21 protein-coding genes are annotated in these 23,155 nt (G+C 67.7%); 18 read left to right on the forward strand and 3 right to left on the reverse strand.

The features are described 5' to 3' along the window. The first annotated feature begins 75 nt into the window (after positions 1 to 75). The 8 genes from H536_RS0114955 (at position 76) to cysG (ending at position 12,442) form a co-directional block, all read left to right on the forward strand. On the forward strand, positions 76 to 1,458 hold the full coding sequence (locus tag H536_RS0114955) for a CmpA/NrtA family ABC transporter substrate-binding protein (protein WP_024351243.1): 1,383 nt from the start codon (positions 76 to 78) through the stop codon (positions 1,456 to 1,458). A gap of 74 nt (positions 1,459 to 1,532) precedes the next feature. Next, complete coding sequence (locus tag H536_RS0114960) at positions 1,533 to 2,627, forward strand: ABC transporter permease (protein ID WP_024351244.1); 1,095 nt, start codon at positions 1,533 to 1,535, stop codon at positions 2,625 to 2,627. Positions 2,628 to 2,653: 26 nt separating this feature from the next. After that, positions 2,654 to 4,420: an ABC transporter ATP-binding protein gene (locus tag H536_RS0114965; protein ID WP_029703345.1), complete on the forward strand. Its 1,767-nt coding sequence runs from the start codon at positions 2,654 to 2,656 to the stop codon at positions 4,418 to 4,420. Further along, entirely contained in the window at positions 4,417 to 5,352 is a 936-nt protein-coding gene (locus H536_RS0114970; RefSeq protein WP_024351246.1) for a GAF domain-containing protein, read from the forward strand. The genes H536_RS0114965 and H536_RS0114970 overlap by 4 nt, the downstream gene beginning before the upstream one ends. 11 nt (positions 5,353 to 5,363) lie before the next feature. Then, the gene (nirB, locus tag H536_RS0114975; RefSeq protein ID WP_024351247.1) at positions 5,364 to 7,808 is read left to right on the forward strand and encodes a nitrite reductase large subunit NirB; all 2,445 of its coding nucleotides are present in this window, start codon (positions 5,364 to 5,366) and stop codon (positions 7,806 to 7,808) included. After that, complete coding sequence (gene nirD, locus H536_RS0114980; protein ID WP_024351248.1) at positions 7,805 to 8,149, forward strand: nitrite reductase small subunit NirD; 345 nt, start codon at positions 7,805 to 7,807, stop codon at positions 8,147 to 8,149. The genes nirB and nirD overlap by 4 nt, the downstream gene beginning before the upstream one ends. Positions 8,150 to 8,163: 14 nt before the next feature. After that, the gene (locus H536_RS0114985; RefSeq protein WP_024351249.1) at positions 8,164 to 10,884 is read left to right on the forward strand and encodes a nitrate reductase; all 2,721 of its coding nucleotides are present in this window, start codon (positions 8,164 to 8,166) and stop codon (positions 10,882 to 10,884) included. A gap of 52 nt (positions 10,885 to 10,936) precedes the next feature. Then, entirely contained in the window at positions 10,937 to 12,442 is a 1,506-nt protein-coding gene (gene cysG / locus H536_RS0114990) for a siroheme synthase CysG (protein WP_024351250.1), read from the forward strand. A gap of 84 nt (positions 12,443 to 12,526) precedes the next feature. On the opposite strand, the gene H536_RS23800 is transcribed toward cysG, so the two are convergent. The 3 genes from H536_RS23800 to H536_RS0115000 all read right to left on the reverse strand — a co-directional run bounded on the left by H536_RS23800 (position 12,527) and on the right by H536_RS0115000 (position 15,224). Next, the gene (locus H536_RS23800; protein WP_081651944.1) at positions 12,527 to 12,844 is read right to left on the reverse strand and encodes a hypothetical protein; all 318 of its coding nucleotides are present in this window, start codon (positions 12,842 to 12,844) and stop codon (positions 12,527 to 12,529) included. A 389-nt stretch (positions 12,845 to 13,233) separates the two neighbouring features. After that, positions 13,234 to 14,010, reverse strand: a complete 777-nt coding sequence (phnF, locus tag H536_RS0114995; protein WP_155898508.1) for a phosphonate metabolism transcriptional regulator PhnF — start codon at positions 14,008 to 14,010, stop codon at positions 13,234 to 13,236. Positions 14,011 to 14,015: 5 nt separating this feature from the next. Continuing rightward, positions 14,016 to 15,224: an alpha-D-ribose 1-methylphosphonate 5-triphosphate diphosphatase gene (locus tag H536_RS0115000; protein WP_155898509.1), complete on the reverse strand. Its 1,209-nt coding sequence runs from the start codon at positions 15,222 to 15,224 to the stop codon at positions 14,016 to 14,018. 71 nt (positions 15,225 to 15,295) lie between these two features. Between H536_RS0115000 and H536_RS0115005 the strand changes: the two genes are divergently transcribed. From H536_RS0115005 to H536_RS0115050, 10 genes are all read left to right on the forward strand, one after another. After that, positions 15,296 to 16,153 (forward strand): PhnD/SsuA/transferrin family substrate-binding protein, encoded by an 858-nt coding sequence (locus H536_RS0115005; protein WP_024351252.1) that lies wholly within the window; start codon positions 15,296 to 15,298, stop codon positions 16,151 to 16,153. 86 nt (positions 16,154 to 16,239) lie between these two features. Next, a complete protein-coding gene (locus H536_RS0115010) occupies positions 16,240 to 17,001 on the forward strand; it encodes a phosphonate ABC transporter ATP-binding protein (protein WP_024351253.1) in 762 nt (253 codons plus the stop codon). After that, positions 16,994 to 17,800, forward strand: a complete 807-nt coding sequence (gene phnE / locus H536_RS0115015; protein ID WP_024351254.1) for a phosphonate ABC transporter, permease protein PhnE — start codon at positions 16,994 to 16,996, stop codon at positions 17,798 to 17,800. Before H536_RS0115010 ends, phnE begins: the two co-directional genes overlap by 8 nt. A gap of 114 nt (positions 17,801 to 17,914) precedes the next feature. Beyond that, complete coding sequence (gene phnG, locus H536_RS0115020) at positions 17,915 to 18,388, forward strand: phosphonate C-P lyase system protein PhnG (RefSeq protein WP_024351255.1); 474 nt, start codon at positions 17,915 to 17,917, stop codon at positions 18,386 to 18,388. Between the two features lie 11 nt (positions 18,389 to 18,399). Further along, the gene (gene phnH, locus H536_RS0115025; protein ID WP_024351256.1) at positions 18,400 to 18,996 is read left to right on the forward strand and encodes a phosphonate C-P lyase system protein PhnH; all 597 of its coding nucleotides are present in this window, start codon (positions 18,400 to 18,402) and stop codon (positions 18,994 to 18,996) included. A gap of 1 nt (position 18,997) precedes the next feature. Further along, positions 18,998 to 20,128: a carbon-phosphorus lyase complex subunit gene (locus H536_RS0115030; RefSeq protein WP_024351257.1), complete on the forward strand. Its 1,131-nt coding sequence runs from the start codon at positions 18,998 to 19,000 to the stop codon at positions 20,126 to 20,128. Further along, on the forward strand, positions 20,125 to 21,021 hold the full coding sequence (locus tag H536_RS0115035) for an alpha-D-ribose 1-methylphosphonate 5-phosphate C-P-lyase PhnJ (RefSeq protein WP_024351258.1): 897 nt from the start codon (positions 20,125 to 20,127) through the stop codon (positions 21,019 to 21,021). The genes H536_RS0115030 and H536_RS0115035 overlap by 4 nt, the downstream gene beginning before the upstream one ends. A 5-nt stretch (positions 21,022 to 21,026) precedes the next feature. After that, positions 21,027 to 21,806, forward strand: a complete 780-nt coding sequence (phnK, locus tag H536_RS0115040; RefSeq protein WP_081651946.1) for a phosphonate C-P lyase system protein PhnK — start codon at positions 21,027 to 21,029, stop codon at positions 21,804 to 21,806. A gap of 3 nt (positions 21,807 to 21,809) precedes the next feature. Next, positions 21,810 to 22,532 carry a phosphonate C-P lyase system protein PhnL gene (phnL, locus tag H536_RS0115045; RefSeq protein ID WP_024351260.1) on the forward strand — a complete coding sequence of 241 codons (723 nt, stop codon included), beginning with the start codon at positions 21,810 to 21,812 and terminating at the stop codon, positions 22,530 to 22,532. Then, positions 22,533 to 23,147: a DapH/DapD/GlmU-related protein gene (locus tag H536_RS0115050; protein WP_024351261.1), complete on the forward strand. Its 615-nt coding sequence runs from the start codon at positions 22,533 to 22,535 to the stop codon at positions 23,145 to 23,147. Positions 23,148 to 23,155 lie beyond the last annotated feature (8 nt).

Raw genomic sequence — 23,155 nt, forward strand, 5'->3', positions numbered from 1 at the left:
GTCGGGCAGCCTTTTTTCATTTCAACGATCAGCAACGCCGGCGCGGCATGCCCGGCGAACGGGGACGCTTACGCCATGGCCAGCATCATCGCAGTCTCTCGCCGAACCCTTCTTGGCTGCACGGGAGCGTTTGCCGTCCTGGCCGCCTCGCCTGCGTCGGCCGGCATGCTGCCGGTCGAGAAGGACGAACTGACCTTCGGCTTCATCAAGCTCACCGACATGGCACCGCTCGCCATCGCCAAGGAGATGCACTTCTTCGAGGATGAGGGCCTGTACGTCACGATCGAGCCCCAGGCCAACTGGAAGGTGCTGCTCGACCGCACCATCACCGGCGAGCTCGACGGCGCCCACATGCTGGCCGGCCAGCCCCTGGCGGCGACGATCGGCTACGGCACCAAGGCGCATATCGTCACGCCGCTCTCCATGGATCTGAACGGCAACGGCATCACCGTCTCGAACGACGTCTGGGCGGAGATGAAGACGCACATCCCGGCGGGCCCCGACGGCAAGCCGGAGCATCCGATCTCGGCTGCCGCGCTTGCACCGGTGGTCGAGCAGTACCGCTCGGCCGGCAAGACCTTCAACATGGGGATGGTGTTCCCGGTCTCGACCCACAATTACGAGCTGCGCTACTGGCTTGCGGCCGGCGGGCTCAACCCCGGCTATTATTCGCCGAGCGACACCTCCGGCCAGATCGACGCCGAGGTGCTCCTGTCGGTCACCCCGCCGCCGCAGATGCCGGCGACGCTCGAGGCCGGCACCATCCAGGGCTATTGCGTCGGCGAACCGTGGAACCAGCAGGCGGTGTTCAAGGGCATCGGCGTGCCGGTGATCACCGACTACGAGATCTGGAAGGACAATCCCGAGAAGGTCTTCGGGATGACGGCGGCCTTCGTCGAGGAAAACCCGAACACCGCGATCGCCGTCACCAAGGCGCTGATCCGCGCCGGCCAGTGGCTCGATGCCGATGGCGGCGCCAATCGCCGGCAGGCGGTCGAGATCCTGTCGCGACCCGAATATGTCGGGGCCGATCCCGAGGTCATCGCCAACTCGATGACAGGCACCTTTGAATACGAGAAGGGCGACACGCGCGAAGCGCCGCACTTCAACGTCTTCTTCGACAAGTTCGCGACCTACCCCTTCTACTCGGATGCGGTCTGGTACCTCACCCAGATGCGCCGCTGGGGCCAGATCTCCGAGGAAAAATCCGATGCCTGGTACGCGGAGACCGCGGCGTCGGTCTACCGGCCCGACATCTACCGCCAGGCTGCGGAATCCCTCGTCGAGGACGGCTATCTGGACCCGTCCGCAGTGCCCGACACCGATGGCTACAAGCCGGCGACGGCCGAGTTCATCGACGGCGTCGAATATGAGGGGCGCAAGCCGAACGAATATCTCGCGAAGTTCGAGATCGGGCTGAAGGGCTCCGAGGACGTCGCCAGCGTCGTCTCCAACTGAGCGCAGCCGCTCGCGCCGGGCAGCCCCTGCCCGGCGACCTTGCCGCCGAAGCATTCGACGAAGGAACGCCAGCGATGAGTACCGCCTCCGATTTCATGGGCGACGAGCTGTCCCCCGCCGAGCGCCGGATTCTGAAGCGCGAAAAGCGGATGTCCCGGATCACACGCGCCACCGGACCGCTGACCGCGATCGGCCTCGGCTGGTCCGTGCCGGTCATGAAGATCGCTGCGGGAGACGATGCCCGCAGCAATCTGCGCGCCTTGTGGCAGAGCCTGATCGTGCCGCTGATCGGCATCGTCGCCTTTCTCGCCGCCTGGGCCGCCCTCGCCCCGCAGGTCCAGACATCATTGGGAACGGTGCCCGGGCCGGTCCAGGTCTGGCAGCAGGTCGGCTCGCTCTATGACGACTATCAGCGCGGGCGGCAGGACCGGGTGGCGTTCTACGAGCGCCAGGAGGCGCGCAACGCCAAGCTGGTCGAACAGGGCGTGGCGGACCGCGTGAAGACCCGCAGCTACACGGGCGCTCCGACCTATCCGGAACAGATCCTGACCAGCCTCAAGACCGTGTTTCTCGGCTTCGTGCTCGCCACCATCATCGCCATTCCGGTCGGCATCGCCTGCGGCTTGTCCGCGACAATCAACGGCGCGCTCAATCCGCTGATCCAGGTCTTCAAGCCGGTGTCGCCGCTGGCCTGGCTGCCGATCGTCACGATGATCGTCTCGGCTCTCTACGTGAACGCCTCCGACGCCGTACCGAAGTCGATGGTGGTCTCGGCGATCACGGTCACCCTCTGCTCGCTCTGGCCGACCCTGATCAACACGGCGCTTGGCGTCGCCTCGATCGACAAGGATCTCGTCAATGTCGGCAAGGTGCTGCAGCTGCCGACGCACAAGACCATCACCAAGCTGGTCCTGCCCTCGGCCATGCCGCTGATCTTCACCGGGCTGCGCCTGTCGCTCGGCGTCGGCTGGATGGTGCTGATCGCCGCCGAGATGCTGGCCCAGAACCCCGGCCTCGGAAAGTTCGTGTGGGACGAGTTCCAGAACGGCTCGTCGGATTCGCTGGCCCGGATCATCGTCGCGGTGATCACCATCGGCATTGTCGGCTTCATGCTCGACCGGATCATGGCTGCCCTGCAAACCGCCTTCACCTTCACGTCGAACCGCTGAGACGGCCTTCCCGGGCGCGAAAGGACATGACCATGGCCACTTCCCCGATGATCGAACTGGCGAATGTCTCGAAGGCCTATGGCGAGGGCCCGGCCCGCGCCGAAATCCTCGACGGCATCGACCTCAAGGTCGCGGAAGGCGAGTTCGTCGCGATCGTCGGATTTTCCGGTTCCGGCAAGACCACGCTGATCTCGCTGCTGGCAGGGCTGATCCGGCCCGATGCCGGTCAGGTTTTGATGAAGGGCGCCCAGGTGACGGGACCCGGACCGGAGCGCGGGCTGGTCTTCCAGTCCTATTCGCTGATGCCGTGGCTCACGGTCCGCGGCAATGTCGCGCTCGCGGTCGACACCGTTTTCGCCCGCGAGACGAAGGCCTCCCGCAAGGCGCGTGTCGACCGATACATCGAGATGGTCGGTCTCGCACACGCCGTCGACCGCAAGCCGGCGGAGCTCTCCGGCGGGATGCGCCAGCGCGTCTCGGTGGCGCGGGCTCTCGCCATGAGCCCGGAGATTCTGCTGCTCGACGAACCGCTGTCGGCGCTCGACGCCCTGACCCGCGCCAAGCTGCAGGACGAATTCGCCGCGATCAGCCAGGTCGAGAAGAAGACCATCATCCTGATCACCAACGATGTCGACGAGGCGATCCTGCTCGCCGACCGGATCATTCCCCTCGATCCTGGCCCGAAGGCCAGTCTCGGCCCGTCCTTTCCGGTCGAGCTGCCGCGCCCGCGCGACCGCTCGGCAATGAATGCCAATGACGAGTTCAAGCGCCTGCGGCGCGAGATCACCGGCTATCTGATGGATCGGGGGCGCCATGCCTCCGCCGACACGGATGCAGCGGTCTGCCTGCCCAACGTCGTCCCGATCACCCAGAAGACGACGAAGGGACCGGTGCCGGAGCTTCCGGCCGCCTATCGCCGCGCAGCGCAGTCCGCCATCGGGCGCGGCTATGTCGAGTTCTTCGAGGTCACCAAGACCTATCCGACGCCGAAGGGGCCGCTGACCGTCGTCGACGGCTTCGACATGAAGATGGAAAAGGGCGAGTTCGTCTCGCTGATCGGCCATTCGGGCTGCGGCAAGTCGACGGTCCTGTCCATGGCCGCCGGCCTCAACGACATCTCGTCGGGAGGCATTATCCTCGATGGCCGCGAGGTCAGCGGGGCCGGCCCCGAACGCGCGGTGGTCTTCCAGTCGCCATCCCTGATGCCCTGGCTGACGGCCCGGGAGAACGTCGCTCTCGGCGTCGACAGGGTCTATCCCGACGCGACGCCGGCCGAACGCCGCGATGTTGTCGAACATTATCTCCACCGCGTCGGGCTCGGCGATTCCATGCACCGACGGGCCGAAGACCTGTCCAACGGCATGAAGCAGCGGGTCGGCATCGCCCGAGCCTTCGCCCTGTCGCCGAAACTGCTGCTTCTCGACGAGCCGTTCGGCATGCTCGATTCACTGACCCGCTGGGAGCTCCAGGACGTCCTGATGGATGTCTGGAAGCGGACCCAGGTGACCACCGTCTGCGTCACCCACGACGTCGACGAGGCGATCCTCCTCGCCGACCGGGTCGTGATGATGACCAACGGCCCGATGGCCCGGATCGGCAAGATCATGAAGGTCGACCTGCCGCGCCCGCGCACCCGCAAGGCGCTGCTCGAGCATCCTGATTACTACCTCTATCGCGAACAGCTCCTGAGCTTCCTGGAAGAGTACGAAAAGGGTGGCCCCGGCGCACAGGCGGCCAGCGCCGAGACGACCGCCGACGACAAGGCCGCCGGCGCGGAAAGGGAAGCGGCATGAGCGTGATCGCGCCCGAAGTCGCCACCCGCGCCTTTATCGAGGTGACGGAAGTATGGGTCCCCGACGGCGACCGCCTGGTCTGGTCGAGCGGCAATTATGGTTCCCTGGACGCCTTCGCCGCCGTTTCGGCGAAACAAAGCTTCTCCAGGGGCGAAGGCCTGCCCGGCCGAGCCTGGGACGAGGCCCGCCCGGTGGTGCTGAAGCAGTTCGACGGCTCCTATTTCCAGCGCGCCGAAGCCGCGAGGGCGGCGGGACTGACCTGCGCGGTGGCCGTGCCGATCTTCGCCGGAAGCGCCCTGAAGGCCGTCATCGTCGTGCTGTGCGCCGATGACGAATCGCGCACCGGTGCTATCGAGGTCTGGCGCGAGAGCGACGGTCTCCTGATGCTGGACGAAGGCTATTACGGCGCGGCGCGGCACTTCGAATGGGTCTCGCAGCATACGCATTTCCCCCGCGGACAGGGCCTGCCCGGCGGCGTCTGGGCGGCGAACGCGCCGATGCTGATGCGCGATCTCGGCTCGGGCTACCGCTTCATCCGCGCCGAAAGCGCCGGCAGGGCCGGCCTGACCACCGGTCTTGGCCTGCCGATCACCGTGCCGGGGGACCGGACCTATGTCCTGACGCTGCTTTCGGCCCGCGGCACGCCAATCGCCCAACGGTTCGAGCTGTGGAATGTGCGCGCCGCCGGAACGACCGGCGCCAGGGAAGCGATCCTCGCCGACGGCATCTGCCAGCGCGAGGGACCGCTCTGGGACGACGAGACCGAGCGGCGCGTGGCGGCCTGGCAGGGACCGATCGGCGAGGTGCTGGGCACCGGCATCCCCGCCGTCAAGCACGACAATCCCGCTCTGACCGCCGGCTACGCATCGATGGTGGCTGTTCCGATCTATCGCGACGGAACGATCAGCCACGTCGTCGCCTGGTACTACTGAAAGGAACGTTCATGCGAAAACTGGTCGTCATCGGTGCCGGCATGGCGTCCGGCCGGGTGCTCGAGACCCTGTTCGAGGCCGATCGGGACGCCTACGCGGTCACGCTGTTCAATGCGGAACCGCGCGGCAACTACAACCGCATCATGCTGTCGCCGGTCCTGTCCGGCGAGAAGAGCTATGACGAGATCGTCACCCATGACGAGGAGTGGTACGGCGCGCACGACGTGACCTGCCGCTTCGGCGAGAAGGTCGTCGCGATCGACCGGGAGCGCAAGATCGTCACCGGCGCGAAGGGCGAGGTGCCCTACGATAAGCTGATCATCGCCACTGGCTCGGTCCCGTTCATCGTGCCGGTGGAAGGCCGGGACCTGCCCGGGGTCATCACCTACCGCGATTTCGACGACACCCACGCCATGATCGAGGCGTCCGGCACGCCCGGCAGCCATGCCGTCGTCATCGGCGGCGGCCTTCTCGGCCTGGAAGCGGCGGCCGGGCTGCGGCTGCGCGGCATGGAGGTCACCGTCCTGCATCTGTCGGGTCACCTGATGGAGCGCCAGCTCGACGAGGCGGCCGGCTATCTCCTGCGCAAGGACCTGGAAAAGCGCGGCATCACGGTGATGACGCGGGCCTCGACCCAGAAGATACTCGGCACGAACCGTGTCGAAGGCGTCGAACTGGCGGACGGGACGACCCTGAAGGCGGATCTGGTGGTCATGGCGGTCGGCATCCGCCCGGCGGCGCAGATCGCCAGGGATGCGGGTCTCGACGTCGGCCGCGCGATCGTCGTGAACGCCCAGATGCAGACGTCGGACCCCGACATCTACGCCGTCGGCGAATGCGTGGAGTTCGACGGCACGCTCTTCGGCCTCGTCGCCCCGCTCTACGATCAGGCCAGGGTGCTGGCGAAGTCGCTGCTCGGCCAGCCGGACGCTTTTGCGGTCAGGGAATTGTCAACCAAGCTCAAGGTCACGGGATGCGACCTCTTCAGCGCCGGCGACTTTGCCGAGGGCGAGAAACGCGAGGAGATCGTCCTTCGCGATCCGGCGCAGGGTGTCTACAGGCGCCTCGTGATCGAGGACGACCGGCTCGTCGGCGCCGTGATGTACGGGGATACCGCCGACAGCAACTGGTTCTTCGACCTCATTCGCGACGGCGCGCCGGTATCGGACATGCGCGAAACCCTGATCTTCGGCCAGTCCTTCCAGGGGGGTGCCCCCCTGGACCCTATGGCGGCCGTTGCAGCCTTGCCGGATGATGCGGAAATCTGCGGCTGCAACGGCGTATGCAAATCAAAGATCACCGGCGCGGTTGCCGCGGGCGGGCTGACCAGCCTCGACGAGGTGCGGGCCCACACCAAGGCCTCCGCCTCCTGCGGCTCCTGCACCGGGCTCGTGGAGCAGCTGATGGCGCTGACCCTGGGCGCCGCCTTCAATCCCGCGGCCGTCAAGCCGATGTGCCCCTGCACCGATCTCGGGCATGGCGACGTGCGGCGGCTGATCCGCGCCAAGGCGTTGAAGTCGATCCCGGAAGTCATGCAGGAGCTGGAGTGGAAGACCTCCTGCGGCTGCGCGAAGTGCCGGCCGGCGCTCAACTACTATCTGATCGCCGACTGGCCGGGCGACTATGTCGACGACAAGCAGTCCCGCTTCATCAACGAGCGGGTCCATGCCAACATCCAGAAGGACGGCACCTATTCGGTCGTGCCGCGCATGTGGGGCGGCATCACCTCGGCCAACGAATTGCGGGCGATCGCCGACGTCGCAGACAAGTTCGCCATCCCGACCGTCAAGTGCACTGGCGGCCAGCGCATCGACCTCCTCGGCGTGAGGAAGGAGGATCTGCCCGCGGTCTGGGCCGATCTGAACGCCGCCGGCATGGTCTCCGGCGCCGCCTATGCCAAGGGCCTGCGCACCGTGAAGACCTGCGTCGGCACCGACTGGTGCCGCTTCGGCACGCAGGATTCCACCGGCCTCGGCGTCAGGATCGAGAAGTTCATGTGGGGCTCCTGGACGCCCGCCAAGGTAAAGATGGCGGTGTCTGGCTGCCCCCGGAACTGCGCCGAGGCGACTTGCAAGGATGTCGGCGTGATCTGCACCGACGCCGGCTACGAGATCCAGTTCGCCGGTGCGGCGGGGCTCGACATCAAGGGCACGGAAATCCTCACCCAGGTGAAGACCGAGGACGAGGCGCTGGAGATGATCGTCGCCCTCGTCCAGCTCTACCGTGAGCAGGGTCATTACCTGGAGCGCATGTACAAATGGCTGAAGCGGGTCGGCATGGACTCGATCCGCGCCGTCATCGTCGAGGATCCTGCGCGGCGACGCGGCTATTACGAAGCCTTCGTCCACAGCCAGACCTTCAGCCAGACCGACCCCTGGTCGGAGCGGGCCTCGGGCGCGCGCGCCAGCCACGAGTTCCGCCCGATGGCCGATCTCACCCTGGAGGCTGCGGAATGACCGGCTGGCATCGCATCGGTGCGGTTACCGACATTCCCCGCCGCGGCGCGCGCTGCGTGCTCACCCCGTTCGGGCGCGTCGCGGTGTTCCGGACCGCCAATGACGGCATCTTCGCCACCGAGGACCGCTGTCCGCACAAGGGCGGGCCGCTCAGCCAGGGCATCGTCCACGACGCCTCGGTCACCTGCCCGCTGCACAACATGGTGTTCTCGCTGGAGAGCGGGATCGCCGCCGGGCCCGACGAAGGTCGGGTGCGGGTCTTCGCCGTGCGGGTCGACCCGCCGACCGGCGCCATCGAACTGTCGCTGGACGAACCCGCCCTCGTCCTCGCCGCCGAATAGCCGGGACCCGCGCGATGGACGAACGACCGGCCGACACCACCATCCGGACCACATGCCCCTATTGCGGCGTTGGCTGCGGAGTCCTGGCAACTCCGCGTCCGGGTGGCAGCGTGGCGATCGCCGGCGACCCCGCGCATCCGGCGAATTTCGGCCGCCTCTGCTCCAAGGGCTCGGTCCTCGGCGAGACACTGGGGCTGGAGGAACGGCTGCTGTTCCCCACCATCGCCGGCGCACGTGCGACCTGGGACGACGCGCTTTCGCTTGTTGCCGAACGCTTCACCGCCACCATCGCCGAACACGGCCGTGACTCCGTTGCCTTCTACGTCTCCGGCCAGTTGCTGACCGAGGATTACTACCTCGCCAACAAGCTGATGAAGGGCTTCATCGGCTCGGCGAACATCGATACCAATTCCCGGCTGTGCATGGCCTCCTCGGTCGCCGGCCATCGCCGGGCCTTCGGCTCCGACACGGTGCCGGGCACCTATGAGGATCTGGAACAGGCCGATCTGATCGTCCTCGTCGGCTCGAACCTCGCCTGGTGCCATCCGGTGCTCTACCAGCGGATCGCCGCGGCCAGGGCCGCGCGCCCGCAGATGAAGGTCGTGCTTGTCGATCCGCGCCGTACGGCGAGCGCCGATCTCGCCGATCTGCATCTGCCGATCGCTGCCGATGGCGACACGGCGCTCTTTGCCGGATTGCTGCCGTTCCTCGCCGAGGCCGGTGCGATCCATTGCGACTATGTGGCCCGGCATACCGACGGCTTCGTCGAGGCGCTGCGCCGGGCCCGTGGGATGCGGCTGCCGCATGTCGCGGAGGCCACCGGCCTCGACAGCCGCCAGATCCAGGCCTTCTACGAACTCTTCGCCAGGACCGAAAAGGTCGTCACGGTCTACAGCCAGGGCGTCAACCAGTCGGTGACGGGCACCGACAAGGTCAACGCGATCATCAACTGCCATCTGGCGACCGGCCGCATCGGACGGCCCGGCATGGGCCCCTTCTCGGTGACCGGCCAGCCCAATGCCATGGGCGGGCGCGAGGTCGGCGGCATGGCCAACATGCTCGCGGCGCACATGGCGATCGAGGACCCGGCGCATCGCTCCCTGGTGCGGGACTTCTGGGACGCCCCGGCGATGCCCGACCGCGCCGGCCTGAAGGCGGTCGACATGTTCCGCGCCGTGGCCGACGGCCGGATCAGGGCGCTCTGGATCATCGGCACCAATCCCGTCGTCTCGATGCCCGACGCCGATTCCGTGAAGGCGGCCCTCGCCGCCTGCCCCTTCGTCGTCGTCTCCGATGTCGTTGCACGCAACGACACCCTGCCCTTCGCCGATGTCGCCCTGCCCGCTGCGGCCTGGGGCGAGAAGGACGGAACGGTCACCAATTCCGAGCGACGGATCTCGCGCCAACGTCCCTTCCTGCCGCTGCCCGGCGAGGCCCGGCCCGACTGGGCGATCATCGCGGACGTCGCCCGCCGCATGGGCTTCGCCGACGGCTTTTCCCACGCCAGCGTGGCGGACGTCTTCGACGAACACGCACGGCTCTCGGCCCATGGCAACGCCGGAGCGCGCGACTTCGACATCGGCGCGCTCGCCGGGCTCGACCAGTGCGGCTACGACGCCCTGGAGCCGGTTCAGTGGCCGCAGCCCCGCGTCGTCTCCCCATCCGATTCCGGCGACGCCCCGGCCGAAGCAGGTGCGGCTTCGGCGAAGGACGGCAACCGCTTCTTCGGCGACGGACACTTCTACCACCCGGACGGGCGCGCCCGCTTCGTGGCAGTCGATGTCGGCCCCCGTCGCCGGACGGACAAGGGCCGGTTCCTGCTCAACACCGGGCGTGTGCGCGACCATTGGCACACGATGACCCGCACCGGCCGCTCGGCCCGGCTTTCGGCCCATGTCGCAGAACCCTTCGTCGACGTCCATCCGGCGGACGCCGCAGCGCAGGGGATTGCGGAAGCCAGCCTCGTCACCGTGCGATCCGGCTTCGGCGCGGCGATCGTGCGTTGCCGAACCACGGACCGGCAATCGCGCGGCTCGGTCTTCGTGCCGATGCACTGGAGCGACGAGTTCTCGGGCAGCGGTCGCATCGACGCCGTGGTCGCACCCGCCGTCGATCCGGTCTCCGGCCAGCCGGGTCTCAAGGGCACCGAGGTGTCGATCGCGCCGTTCCCAGCCGTCTGGTTCGGCTTTGCCGTCACGCGGTCGCGGCCCGATCCGCACGGCCTCGACTATTTCGCGCTGGCGCGGGCCGAGGCCGGCTGGCGCATGGAATTGGCCGGCCTGGCGCCGCTGGCCGACCCGAGCGCTTTCGCCACGGCGTTGCTCGAGGCGCCGGACAGGGCGCAGATGCTGGCGTTCCACGACACGACGACCGGTGCGCATCGCTTTGCCGCCTTCGACGGCGAAGCACTGGTCGGCGCGCTGTGGATTGCGCGCGATCCCGTCGCCGTGTCGCGCGTCTGGGCCGCGGGGCAGTTGGGCGACGCGCACAACGCTGTCAGCGACCGCTTCCGGCTGCTCGCCGGGCGCGGGGGAGCCGACCGCCCGGACCCCGGTGCGATCGTCTGCTCCTGCTTCAGCGTCGGCGTCAACGAGATCGCGGCGGCGGTGACCACCGGCCGGGCAATCACTGTCGAGGCCGTCGGCGCGGCGTTGAAGGCAGGAACCAATTGCGGCTCCTGCCGCAGCGAGATCAAGGGGATCATCGATGATGCACGGCTCGCGAACACGGCGTAAGCCGCCCCTCGCCGTGAACGACACCGAACAGCTTCCGCAGCGCTCGCAGCGCATGGGTCCGCTGGCGAGCCTGCCGGTGTTCTTCGATCTGGCGGGCAAGCGCGTCGTCATGGCCGGTGGCGGACCGGGCGCGGCATGGAAGGCCGAACTCCTGGCCTCGGCGGGCGCCCACGTCGATCTTTACGTGCCGGCCGACGGGATCGATGGGGAGATGGCCGAGCTTCTCGCCGTGCCCCCGGAAACCGGCGCAATCCTTCATCACGACCGGCCCTGGGCGATTGATGTCTTCGCCGGGGCGGCGATCGCCGTCGGCGATACCGAAAGCCTCGCCGAGGGGCAGGCCTTCGCCTGCGCCGCGCGAGCGGCCGGCGTGCCGGTCAACGTCGTCGACAAGCCGTCCTATTGCGACTTCCGCTTCGGCACGATCGTCAATCGCTCGCCGGTGGTCATCGGCATTTCCACCGACGGCGCTGCACCGATCCTGGGGCAGGCTATTCGCCGCCGCATCGAGACCCTGCTGCCGCCGGCGCTCAGCCAGTGGGCGGCCCTGGCTGCCAAAGTCCGCGGCGCGGTGATGGAGCGGCTGGCGCCAGGCCCTCTGCGCCGTGCCTTCTGGGAACGCTTCGCCGACAGCGCCTTCACCACCAAGCTGCCCGACGCGGCAGCCGAGGCGGCGGCCAGCGGCTTTATCGACGATCTGGCGCGCTCGCCCGAGGCCGGCGGCCGCGTGACCCTGGTCGGGGCTGGTCCCGGCGAGGCCGAACTCCTGACGCTGAAGGCGGTGCGCGCCCTGCAGGCAGCCGATGTGATCCTGTTCGACGACCTCGTCTCCGACGAGATCCTGGAGCTTGCCCGCCGCGAGGCACGCCGCATGCTGGTGGGCAAGCGCGCCGCCCGCGACAGCTGCCGCCAGGAAGACATCAACGCCATGATGGTCAGCTTCGCCAAGGCCGGCAAGCACGTGGTGCGGCTGAAATCCGGCGACGTGTCGGTGTTCGGCCGAGCCGGCGAGGAGCTGGACGAGCTGGCGCGCGAGAACGTTCCGGTCGCCATCGTGCCGGGCATCACCGCCGCTTCGGCGCTGGCGGCGAGCTTCGGCGTGTCGCTGACCCATCGCGACCGGGCCCAGCAGCTGCGTTTCGTCACCGGCCATTCCAAGAAGGGCGGCCTGCCGGAGGATCTCGACTGGCATGCGCTGGCCGATGATCACGCCACCACCGTCTTCTACATGGGCGGCCGGATGGCGGCGAAGATCGCCGAACGCCTGATCCGTCACGGCCTGCCGGCCACGACCCCGGTCGCCGTCGCCGCCAACCTGTCGCGCGACGACGAGACCCGCGCCGCCGGCACGCTCGCCGATCTCGGCGCCATCGTCGCCAGGATCGGCGTCGACCGTCCGATCCTGATCGGTGTCGGCCGGGTGTTTGCGGAGCGCGCACGGTTTGCCAGCACCATTGCGCATGCGCGCGGATGCGCGATCACCGGAGAGGCACACCGCGCTTGGCGTGGGCCTCCCAACGCAACTGACGATCTGGAGGCTCTCGTCGACGCGTGCTGATGATCGCTCATTTAGAATGGGCCGGTTGCAGCCCGGCAGCTCTCCGGGAGAAGAGGTGACGAAGCCGACGTTCGACTGACAGCCCTATTTGGTCGCAGAATGGAAGTCAGCAGGCTTCTTGGCGACCCATTTTACGAAGCGCGCGACCGTCTGATTGTCCGTAAGGGGCGTCCCGCTTTCTGCGTGGCGGACCAGTTCGCTCGCCGTGAAATTGGCGTCGATGGTCTCCCGGCAGATGGGATGGACAGGAACGGTGTCTCGGCCACCCCGGCTTTTGGGGATCGGGTGGAAGCGATCCACGGTCTCACCCAGCAATCGGCCGCATAGCCAGCACGGTTCCGGAGGCTCGGCATCGGCTGTCTGGTTCTCAAGCCAACTTGCGTCCCGAATTTTTCGCGCCATCTCACAGCTCCTATTGCGCAGAACACGGTGCGGCTTTGTGCTGTGGCACTATCTGCATTCGGCGCGAACTGATGGGCCGACTTCACGCGGTCGGTCAAGTCTCGGCGCCATTTTTGACTAACGGAACGGGGCCGAAAGCGGACTGGCAGCATTGGGGCGTTGCACGCGGAGAGCTGCCGTCCCATTCTCGGCCCAGTCTTATCGACGCCGTGAAGCGTCCACCAGAAGCCGACTTAGCGTTGTGAGTGCCTCTCAAGGTCCGCGCCAAGCCGGATGCCGCCCTCGTTCGGCGCCGGCGCGCAGGGCTTCGGCCATGACGCGAAAGGCCCCGATCACCTTCGGCAGGACAGCATGGGATTCGTCGCCGGTAGGCTCGGCTCCTGCGGCGCTCAGAAAACGAAATCGACCGACGTGAGCAGCCAGCAGCCGGTGCCCCATTCGATCCGGTTCCCCGCCGCGTCGCCATTGACGGCACTGGTGCGGAAGACCGGCGTGCTGGGCGTGAGCTCCAGCTGGCTCGCCTCCTCGGCGGTGGCGAAGCCTCCGCTGATCCGCGTCTCGATCCGTCGATACTTGCCGATGCCATGTGCGACGAACACATCGGTGACCGATTGCCGCCGCGCATAGACGGCGGCGAAGTCCGGCAGGAGCCTCGCGGGCAGGATCTTGGTGCTGGCGTGGATCGGCTGCCCATCGGCCGAGCGCACGCGGCGCAGCCGGATGACCGGAGCGCCGACCGGCAGATGCAACTGCGCGGCGGCTGCCGCGTCGGCCTCCTCTTCGACCAGCACCAGCGTGCGCGTCTCGACCAGTTTGCCGTCGGAGCGCAAGCTGTCGAAGAAGCGACTGCCGTCGCGCACCGACAGCACCGAGGGCGGGCTGCGCACGAACACCCCGACGCCCTTTCGTGAGGTAAGATGCCCTTCCTGCTGCAATTGCAGCAGCGCCTGGCGGAGCGTGATGCGGGTGACGCCGAATTTCTCGGCCAGATGGACCTCGCCCGGCAACTGGCTGCCCGGGCGCAGCCGCCCATCCTCGACAAGCGCCAGGACATAATCGTGGATCTGCTGCCAGATCGGCATGTCGCTGCGCGGCCGTAAAACCAGATCGCCGAAATCCGGCGTCGCGGCGTCGTTTGCAAGCTTCTGCGAGGCGATGCTGCTCATGGGTCCTACCCCGCCGCCATCTCGGGGGTCGCCTGGACCGGTGCCGCCAAAGGCGACTCTTCCAGTGCCCGCCGTGCGTACACGATGCGCCCGCCGACCATCGTCGCAACGATTTCCGGATGCCGCATGTCAGCCATGTCGACCAGGATGAGATCCGCCCGTTTGCCATTCGTCAGACTGCCGCGATCGTGCAGACCCGCGGCGCGCGCAGCGTTGGCGGAGACAAGCGGCCAGTAACGCGCCAGCGCGTCCACGTCGCCATCGGCCAGAGCGAAGGCCGCATGCAGCGGAGACGGATAGTGGTAGTCGCTGGTCAGCACCGTGCAATGGCCTGCTTCGACCGCTTCGCGCGCATCCATCGCCTTGTTGTGGCTGCCGCCGCGCACGACATTCGGCGCGCCGAGAATGACGTCCTCCCCGCCGGCGCGGGCCGCCGCGGCGGTCTCGGCATTCAGCGGAAACTCGCAGGAGCGCGCGCCGAGCGCCCGGAACCGGGCGCGCTCCTCGGGCGTCGCCTCGTCATGCGCCAGCAGGACATTGCCCCCGGCCTTTGCTGCCGCCGCGAGATCGGCGATGGCGCCCGGCACGTCGTCACGCCGCGCCCACACGGCGTCGAGCAGCGCCATGTAGTCCTCGCGCGACAGGCCGGAGCGCTCGGCCATCTGGCCGATCTTGCGTGCAATAGTCCCCTTCAGCACCGAGCCGGTCGTGTGGTCGTTGAAGGCGAGGATCGGCGACGGCTCCAGCGACAACCACTCGGTCACCTCGGAGACCGCATCGAGCGCGAATGTTTCCCAGCGCAGATGCAGCCGCGTGTCGCAGTTCAGTTGCGAGCGCAGGGCCTGGAGCGATCCGATGAAGCTGCGCGCCGCATCGAGCGAGCGGAGCCCCGGCTCCCAGGAGATCGTCACGCCGTGAAACGCCGTGGTGATGCCGTTGCCAACGAGCTGGCGATCGGTGTCGCGCAGCGCCAGACCGACATCGAAGCGCACGCCGGGCCGCGGCATGATCTGCCGCTCGAAGGCGTCGCCATGGATGTCGACGATGCCGGGCAGCACCAGCAGCCCTTCGGCATTCAGTCGCCGCGGACGCTCGGCCCGGTCGACGATGTGCTCGCCCGCGACGTGCAGCCCTCGCTCATGCCAGCTGTCGCCGGCCAGCGTCGTTGCGTTCTCGATCAGCCACGCCATCTCGGCCCCTCGTGCTTTTGTCATTCATGCGTCACCTGCTGTCTATACAGGTAGCTGCGAACCCGCTGCCCTGTCTATACAGAAGGACAAACAGAATGCTTCGTTCGCTGGTTTTTGCTCTCGCCGCCTCGGTCGTCACTTCGGTGACGGCCATCGCCGGACCCGTCCGCTTCGCTGTCACCGACATCGAGGGGCTCGAAGCCCTGCAGCAGGAGTTCGGAGGTTTCCAGGAAGCGCTCGAAGCCGAGACCGGCCTCGATATCGAACTCATTTCCGTCAGCTCGCGCACGGCGGCCGTCGAGGCGCTGAACGCCGGACAGGTCGAGCTGGTCCTGACCGGCCCCGCCGAATACGTGGTGATGAAGGAGCTGAGCGATCCGCGCATCGTGGTCGCCTGGCAGCGCCCGGACTATTTTGCCCAGCTCGCCGTTCTCGCCGACGGGCCGATCCGCACCATCGAGGACCTGAAGGGCAAGAAGATCGCCTTCGGTTCGGTCGGCTCGACCTCGCAGCATCTGGGACCCGCCCAGGCGCTCGCAGACCAGGGCGTGAACTACGGCGTCGACTACGAGCCGGTGATCATTTCGCGCAACGTTGCGGCCGAGGCCCTGATCCGCGGCGACATCGCCGCGATGGGGCTCAATTTCGACCATCTCAACTCGATCCGGGCCGCCTTCCCCGACAAGGCCTTTGCCGTCGTCGCCCGCGGCCGCGATCTGCCCAATGACATCCTCGTTGCCCGCAAGGACATTCCCGAAGACGTCTACGAGACGATCCGCGACGCCTTTCTCGAGAACGGCAACGAACTGATGAACGCCGTCCTCAAGGGCGAGGACAATCAGAAGTTCAAGGGCGGCACCTTCCTGACCGACATCGACGACAGCGAGTACGACTATGTGCGCTCGATGTATCGCACCATCGGCGTCGACACCTTCACCGCCTTCGTCGAATGAGCGTTCTTCTGGACCAGACGGCGGCCGCGAAGGCCGGTCCGTTTCACGCAGCCCTGTCGGCTCCCCCTCGCGGGGAGCCGGAACGATTGGATGTCCCACCGGCCACGGCGCCGGGGGCAACGATCATCAGCACCCGTGATCTCGGCAAAGCCTACGCCAACGGCCGCCATGTCTTCGCCGGCGTGAAGATCGACATCAGGAGCGATCAGCGTGTCGCGCTGATCGGCTCGAACGGCGCCGGCAAGTCGACGCTGCTCAAATGCCTCGTCGGCCTGCTGCCGCTCAGCGACGGCGAGATCATGACCTTGGGCGAGACCTTCCGGTCGGCCCCGAGCGGCGCGCAATTGCAGCGCCTTCGGCGGCAGATCGGTTTCGTCTTCCAGAACCACGGACTGGTCGGGCGCCAGTCGGTGCTCACCAACGTCGTCCAGGGCAAGCTCGGCCTGCCCGGTGGATGGCGCGCCTGGCATCACGCCCTCGCCCGCGAGGACTGGCGCGAGGAAGCGATGCAGGTGCTTGCCGACAAGGCCTGCGCCCGCGCCGACCAGCTTTCCGGCGGCCAGGCCCAGCGCATCGCCATTGCGCGCGCGCTGATCAGAAAGCCGAAGCTGCTGATCGCCGACGAGCCCGCCGCGAGCCTCGACCCCTGGGTCGGTCGCGAGATCATGACGATCTTCTCCGACCTCGCCTCCGAGCACGGCATCACGCTGGTCTACACGACGCACGATATGGAGCATGCGATGCACTATTCGGACCGGATCATCGCCTTGAAGGCCGGCCGGGTGCATTTCGATCTCCCAACACCGATGGTCGACCGGCAGCAGATGGAAGACGTCTTCAATGGGTGACGCGCCGGCTCGGATGCGCGCGCCCTCGCGTCTGCCCTCGATCTCGCCGATCAGCTTCACGCTGCTCGTCGCATTTGCAGCGGTCTTCCTGGTCTCGCTCGGCCAGGTCGCCCCGTCGCCCGAGCGGCTCGCCGCCGGGGCGCCGCAGATGGTCGAGCTGATCGGCCGCATGCTGCCGCCCAACCTGGAACCGACGTTCCTCCAGCGCATGGGCTGGCGCATTCTCGAAACCCTGCAGATCGCGCTCGTCGGCACGGTCATCGGCGTCGTCATCAGCCTGCCGATCGGCTGGCTCGCAGCGCGCGGCATCTCCCCGCTCGGGGCGTTCCGGCAGCTGCCACGGGGCATCATCTCGCTGTTTCGGACCATCCCGGATCTCGTCTGGGCACTGGTTTTCGTCTCGACCGTCGGGCTCGGCGCAATTGCCGGCACCATGACGATCGTTGTCGACACGATCGGCTTCTGCGGCCGGTTCTTCGCCGAAGCCATGGAAGAGGCCGACAAGAAGCCACAGGAAGCCTTGCGGGCGATCGGCGCCTCGCGGGTCAGCATCCTCTTCGGGGCGACGTTGCCGAGCATCATGCCGACGCTGATCAACAGCTCGCTCTTTGCGCTGGAAAAGGGGGTCCGCTCCTCGGTCGTCCTCGGCCTCGTCGGCGCCGGCGGCATTGGCCAGGAGCTGAAGGTTGCCTTCGACCTCTTCCAGTACCGCAACGCCTCGGCGATCATCCTCGCGATCTTCGCGATCGTGCTGGTGATGGAATATTTCACCGACCGGCTGCGTGCCCGGTTCGAGTGAGCCGGCCATCGCAGGCCTGACGACCGCCACCGCCAAAGCGGGTCCTGTCGGGACCCGCGCTGACTGTCTCAGCAGACCGACGCCATCAGATCAGACCACAACGGACAGAATGCCATGCCCTCCTCGGACAACCACTCCTCCGATCCCAGCCGGCCCGCGCGTCGCCGCGCCATGGAAGCCTTTGCAGCCAGCGATGCACACACGCTCGCAGCGGCCTGGGACGCGATCGCCGGCGAAGCGCCGGTCACCAGCCTGCGCGGCCCCGAGGTCGGGCTTGTCATGCTGCAGGGCCGGATCGGCGGCAGCGGCGCGCCGTTCAATATCGGCGAGGCCAGCGTCACGCGCGCCAGCATGCGCCTCGCCTCGGGCGAAGTCGGCCACGCGATGATCATGGGTCGCGACGCCGACCACGCGCGCCTCGCCGCGCAACTCGATGCCGGCTGGCAGCGCGACGACTGGCGAGCCGCGATCGAAGCCATGGTCGTCGGCCCCGCATTGACGAAGCAGGAGGAGGCCGACCGGCGCTCCGCCGAGGAGACCGAGGCGACGCGCGTCGACTTCTTCACGATGGTTCGGGGCGACGAATGATGAGCGGCACAATGACCACTACATTCCTCGAAGGTGGCTTCGCCGACCCCGTCTTCGATGCCCAGGCCGCCTTTTTCGCGATCATGAATGCCTTTGCCCGGCCGGGCACGATCGTCGACCTTGGCGCGTTGGCCGCGCCGCCTTCGCCTGTCCCACCTGCGGCGGGGGCGATCCTTGCCGCGCTGGCCGACTACGACACGCCCCTCTGGCTCGACCCTGCGGCGCTCGGCGCCGGTGTCGCCGAATGGCTTGCCTTCCACACCGGTGCGGCGATCGTTCCCGAGCCGCAGGCTGCCGCCTTCGCCCTCGTCTGCGACCCGACCAAGCTGCCAGCCCTGTCGCAATTTTCCGCCGGCACTGCGGCTTATCCCGATCGTTCGGCGACCCTGATCCTTTGCCTCCCGGCTCTTCGGGGCGGCGATCGGCTGCAGCTGACCGGCCCCGGCATAGAGACGACCGCCTCCGTCAGCCCGTGCGGACTGCCGGACTTCTTCCTTGAGGATTGGGCCAACAATCGCGGCCTTTATCCCCGCGGCCTCGACATGCTGCTCGTTTCCGGCAGCGAAGCCCTCGGCCTGCCGCGCACCACCCAGATCGGAGATCGCTGAGATGTATGTCGCCGCCAAGGGAGGCGAAGCCGCAATCGCCAGCGCCCACCGTCTTCTCGCCGACCGTCGTCGCGGCAACCGCGACGTCCCGGCACTGACACTGGAGCAGATCGCCGGTCAGCTGGCGCTCGCCGTCGACCGGGCGATGGCCGAGGGCTCGCTCTATGATCCGCAACTCGCCGCGATGGCCGTGCGTCAGGCACGGGGCGATCTGATCGAAGCGATCTTCCTGATCCGCGCCTATCGCACCACCCTTCCCCGTTTCGGCAATTCGCAGCCGCTGGAGACCGGGAACATGCGGATCGAACGGCGGGTGTCGGCAACTTACAAGGATCTGCCGGGCGGCCAGTTGCTGGGCCCGACCTTCGACTACACCCATCGGCTGATCGACCCGGACATGGCGGGCGACGCGCCGGTCGAGGCCGGCGCGCGTCGCGACTGGCCGGGCGAAGCCTGTCCGCGGGTGACCGACATTCTCGGCGCCGACGGCCTGATCGAGCCGGACGGCGACGGGCCGGACGGCAAGCCGGGTGACCTGACCCGCGAGCCGATGGAATTTCCTGCCGGCCGCGACCTGCGACTGCAGGCACTGGCGCGCGGCGACGAGGGCTTCCTCCTGTCGCTCGCCTATTCGACCCAGCGCGGCTTTGCCCGCTCCCATCCCTTCGTCGGCGAAATCCGCATCGGCCTCGTCGATGTCGTGATGGACATGCCCGAAGTCGGCTTCCCGGTGACCATCGGTCGGGTCCGGATGACCGAGTGCCAGATGGTCAACCAGTTCCGGGGCTCGGCCAAGCAGCCGCCGCAATTCACCCGCGGCTACGGACTGGTCTTCGGCCAGTCCGAGCGCAAGGCAATGGCCATGAGCCTCGTCGACCGGGCGCTCAGGGCCGACGAGTTCGGCGAGGAACGCACCGCCCCCGCACAGGACGAGGAGTTCGTCATCGCCCATTCCGACAATGTCCAGGCCACCGGCTTCGTCGAGCACCTGAAGCTGCCGCATTATGTCGACTTCCAGGCCGAGCTCGATCTGGTGCGCCGCATGCGCCGGGAGCACGCCGCACGAGACATCGATGAGGGCAACGGAGAGACCGGCGACGACGAAGCCGCCGCGCGGGAGGCCGCCGAATGACCGCCGCCCTGCCCGCCTACAACTTCGCTTATCTCGATGAACAGACCAAGCGGATGATCCGCCGCGCGATCCTCAAGGCGATCGCGATCCCCGGCTACCAGGTCCCCTTCGCCTCCCGCGAAATGCCGATGCCCTACGGCTGGGGCACCGGCGGGGTGCAGGTGACCGCGTCAATCCTGGGGCCGAACGACGTCCTGAAGGTCATCGACCAGGGTGCCGACGACACCACCAACGCCGTGTCGATCCGCGCCTTCTTCGAGAAGACCGCGCAGGTCGCCACGACGACGCGGACGAGCGAGGCGACCATCGTCCAGACCCGTCACCGCATTCCCGAAACGCCGCTCACCGCCGGCCAGATCATCGTCTTCCAGGTTCCGATCCCCGAGCCCCTGCGGTTTCTCGAACCGCGTGAAACCGAAACGCGGGTGATGCACGCGCTGGAAGAATACGGGCTGATGCATGTGAAGCTCTACGAGGACATCGCCCGCCACGGCCACATCGCCACGACCTATGCCTATCCGGTGAAGGTCGAGGGCCGCTACGTGATGGATCCCTCGCCGATCCCGAAATTCGACAATCCGAAAATGCACCGCTCGCCGGCCCTTCAGCTTTTCGGCGCCGGGCGTGAGAAGCGGATCTACGCCCTGCCGCCCTTCACCGACGTCGTGTCGCTGGATTTCGAGGATCACCCCTTCGCCGTTCAGGCTTTCGACCGCCCCTGTGCGCTCTGCGGCGCCGAGAACGTCTATCTCGACGAGGTCGTGACCGACGACCGCGGCGGGCGGATGTTCGTCTGTTCCGACACCGACCATTGCGAAACGCGGCGCGAGGCCGGCCATGCCGGCGACGGTGGACCGGCTCTACGGCAAGAGACCAGGCAGGGCGAGGCATGACATTGATGGACCAGGCATCGCCGCTTCTCACCGTTCGCGACCTCACCCGCCGCTATGGCGCCCGGGTCGGCTGCGAAGCCGTTTCGTTCGACGTGTGGCCCGGCGAGGTCGTCGCCATCGTCGGCGAGTCCGGCTCCGGCAAGACGACACTGCTGAACTGCATCGCAGCGCGCATGGCCCCGACGTCGGGCAGCGTCTCCTACGCCATGCGCGACGGCACGTTGCGCGATCTCGCCAGCCTCGGCGAGGCCGAACGACGCCTCCTGATGCGCACCGACTGGGGCTTCGTCCACCAGCATGCCGCCGACGGCCTGCGGATGCGGGTGTCGGCCGGCGCCAATGTCGGCGAACGGCTGATGGCGGTCGGCGAGCGCCATTATGGCGGCATTCGCGAGAGCGCCACCGACTGGCTGGGACGCGTGGAGATCGCTGCGGACCGCATCGACGACCGCCCGGACGCGTTCTCCGGCGGCATGCGCCAGCGCCTGCAGATCGCCCGCAATCTCGTCACCCGACCGCGCCTCGTCTTCATGGACGAGCCGACCGGCGGGCTCGACGTTTCGGTCCAGGCCCGGCTTCTCGACCTGATCCGCTCGCTGGTCGCCGAGATGGGCCTGTCGGTTGTGATCGTCACCCACGACCTCGCCGTGGCGCGGCTTCTCTCGCAGCGCATGATCGTCATGAAGGCCGGCCGCGTCATAGAACAGGGCCTGACCGACCGGGTCCTCGACGACCCGCACCATGCCTACACCCAGCTCCTTGTTGCCTCGATCCCGGAAAGCTGAGCCATGTCCGTGCCTTCCCAGCCGATCCTCACGGTCCGCGACGTCGCCAAGTCCTTCAACATGCATCTGCGCGGCGGCATTCGCCTGCCGGTCGTCGAGGCGGCCTCCTTCACCGTCGCGCCCGGCGAATGCGTCGTGCTGGGCGGCCCCTCGGGGGTCGGCAAATCGTCGATCCTGCGCATGGTCTATGGAAATTACGCCGTCGATGCCGGCGAAATCCTGATCCGCGACGGGGCCACTGGCAACCAGACGGACCTCGCCACCGGCGACCCGCGCCGGATCATCGCCCTTCGCCGCGACGCGATCGGCTATGTCAGCCAGTTCCTGCGCGCCATCCCGCGCGTGCCGGCGCTCGACGTCGTCGCTGAGCCGCTCGTCGCCCGTGGCACGGCGCCCGAGGCGGCGCGCGAACGGGCCCGCGTTCTGCTGGCCCGCCTCAATCTGCCCGAGCCGCTGTTCGAGCTGCCGCCCGCCACCTTCTCCGGCGGCGAGAAGCAGCGGGTGAACATCGCCCGCGGCTTCATCACCGACCACCCGCTGCTGCTGCTCGACGAACCGACCGCCTCGCTCGACGCGCAGAACCGCGACGTGGTCTGCGAGATGATCAAGGCCAAGACCGCGGCGGGCACCGCCGTGCTCGGCATCTTCCACGATGCGGCGGTGCGCGAGCGGATCGCGACGCGGATCATCGATGTCTCAGCCTTCTCCGCCCGCAAGGCGGCCTGAATGCCGAAGCTCTCCCTATCGCCGCTGGTCCACCCCAGCGCCGAGATCGAGGATTGCGCTCTCGGGCGCTACATCGAGATCGCCGAACGCTGCCGCCTGACCGAGACCGTCCTCGGCGACTATTCCTACGTGATGGAAGACGGCAGCATCTGGTGCACGGCGATCGGCAAGTTCGTGAACATCGCCGCTTGCGTCCGCATCAACGCCACCAACCACCCGACATGGCGCGCCACCCAGCACCATTTCACCTACCGGGCCGGTGATTATTTTGACGGTGAAGAGAACGAAGCGGGCTTCTTCGACTGGCGCCGCGCGCACCGGGTCGTCATCGGCCACGATGTCTGGATCGGCCATGGCGCGACGATCCTGCCCGGCGTCACCATCGGCAACGGCGCCGCGATCGGCGCGGGCGCGGTCGTCTCGAAGGACGTGCCGGCTTACACGATCGTCGGCGGCGTTCCCGCCCGGCCGATCCGGCCGCGTTTTGACGCCGAGATCGGCGCGCGCATGGATGCGCTGGCGTGGTGGGACTGGCCGCACGAGACGCTGCGCGCCGCCCTCGCCGACTTCCAAAGCCTTGACGCGCGGGCGTTTCTCGACCGTCACGGCGGATAATCCGCCGC

Source organism: Aurantimonas coralicida DSM 14790, assembly GCF_000421645.1.
GTDB classification, from domain to species: domain Bacteria; phylum Pseudomonadota; class Alphaproteobacteria; order Rhizobiales; family Rhizobiaceae; genus Aurantimonas; species Aurantimonas coralicida.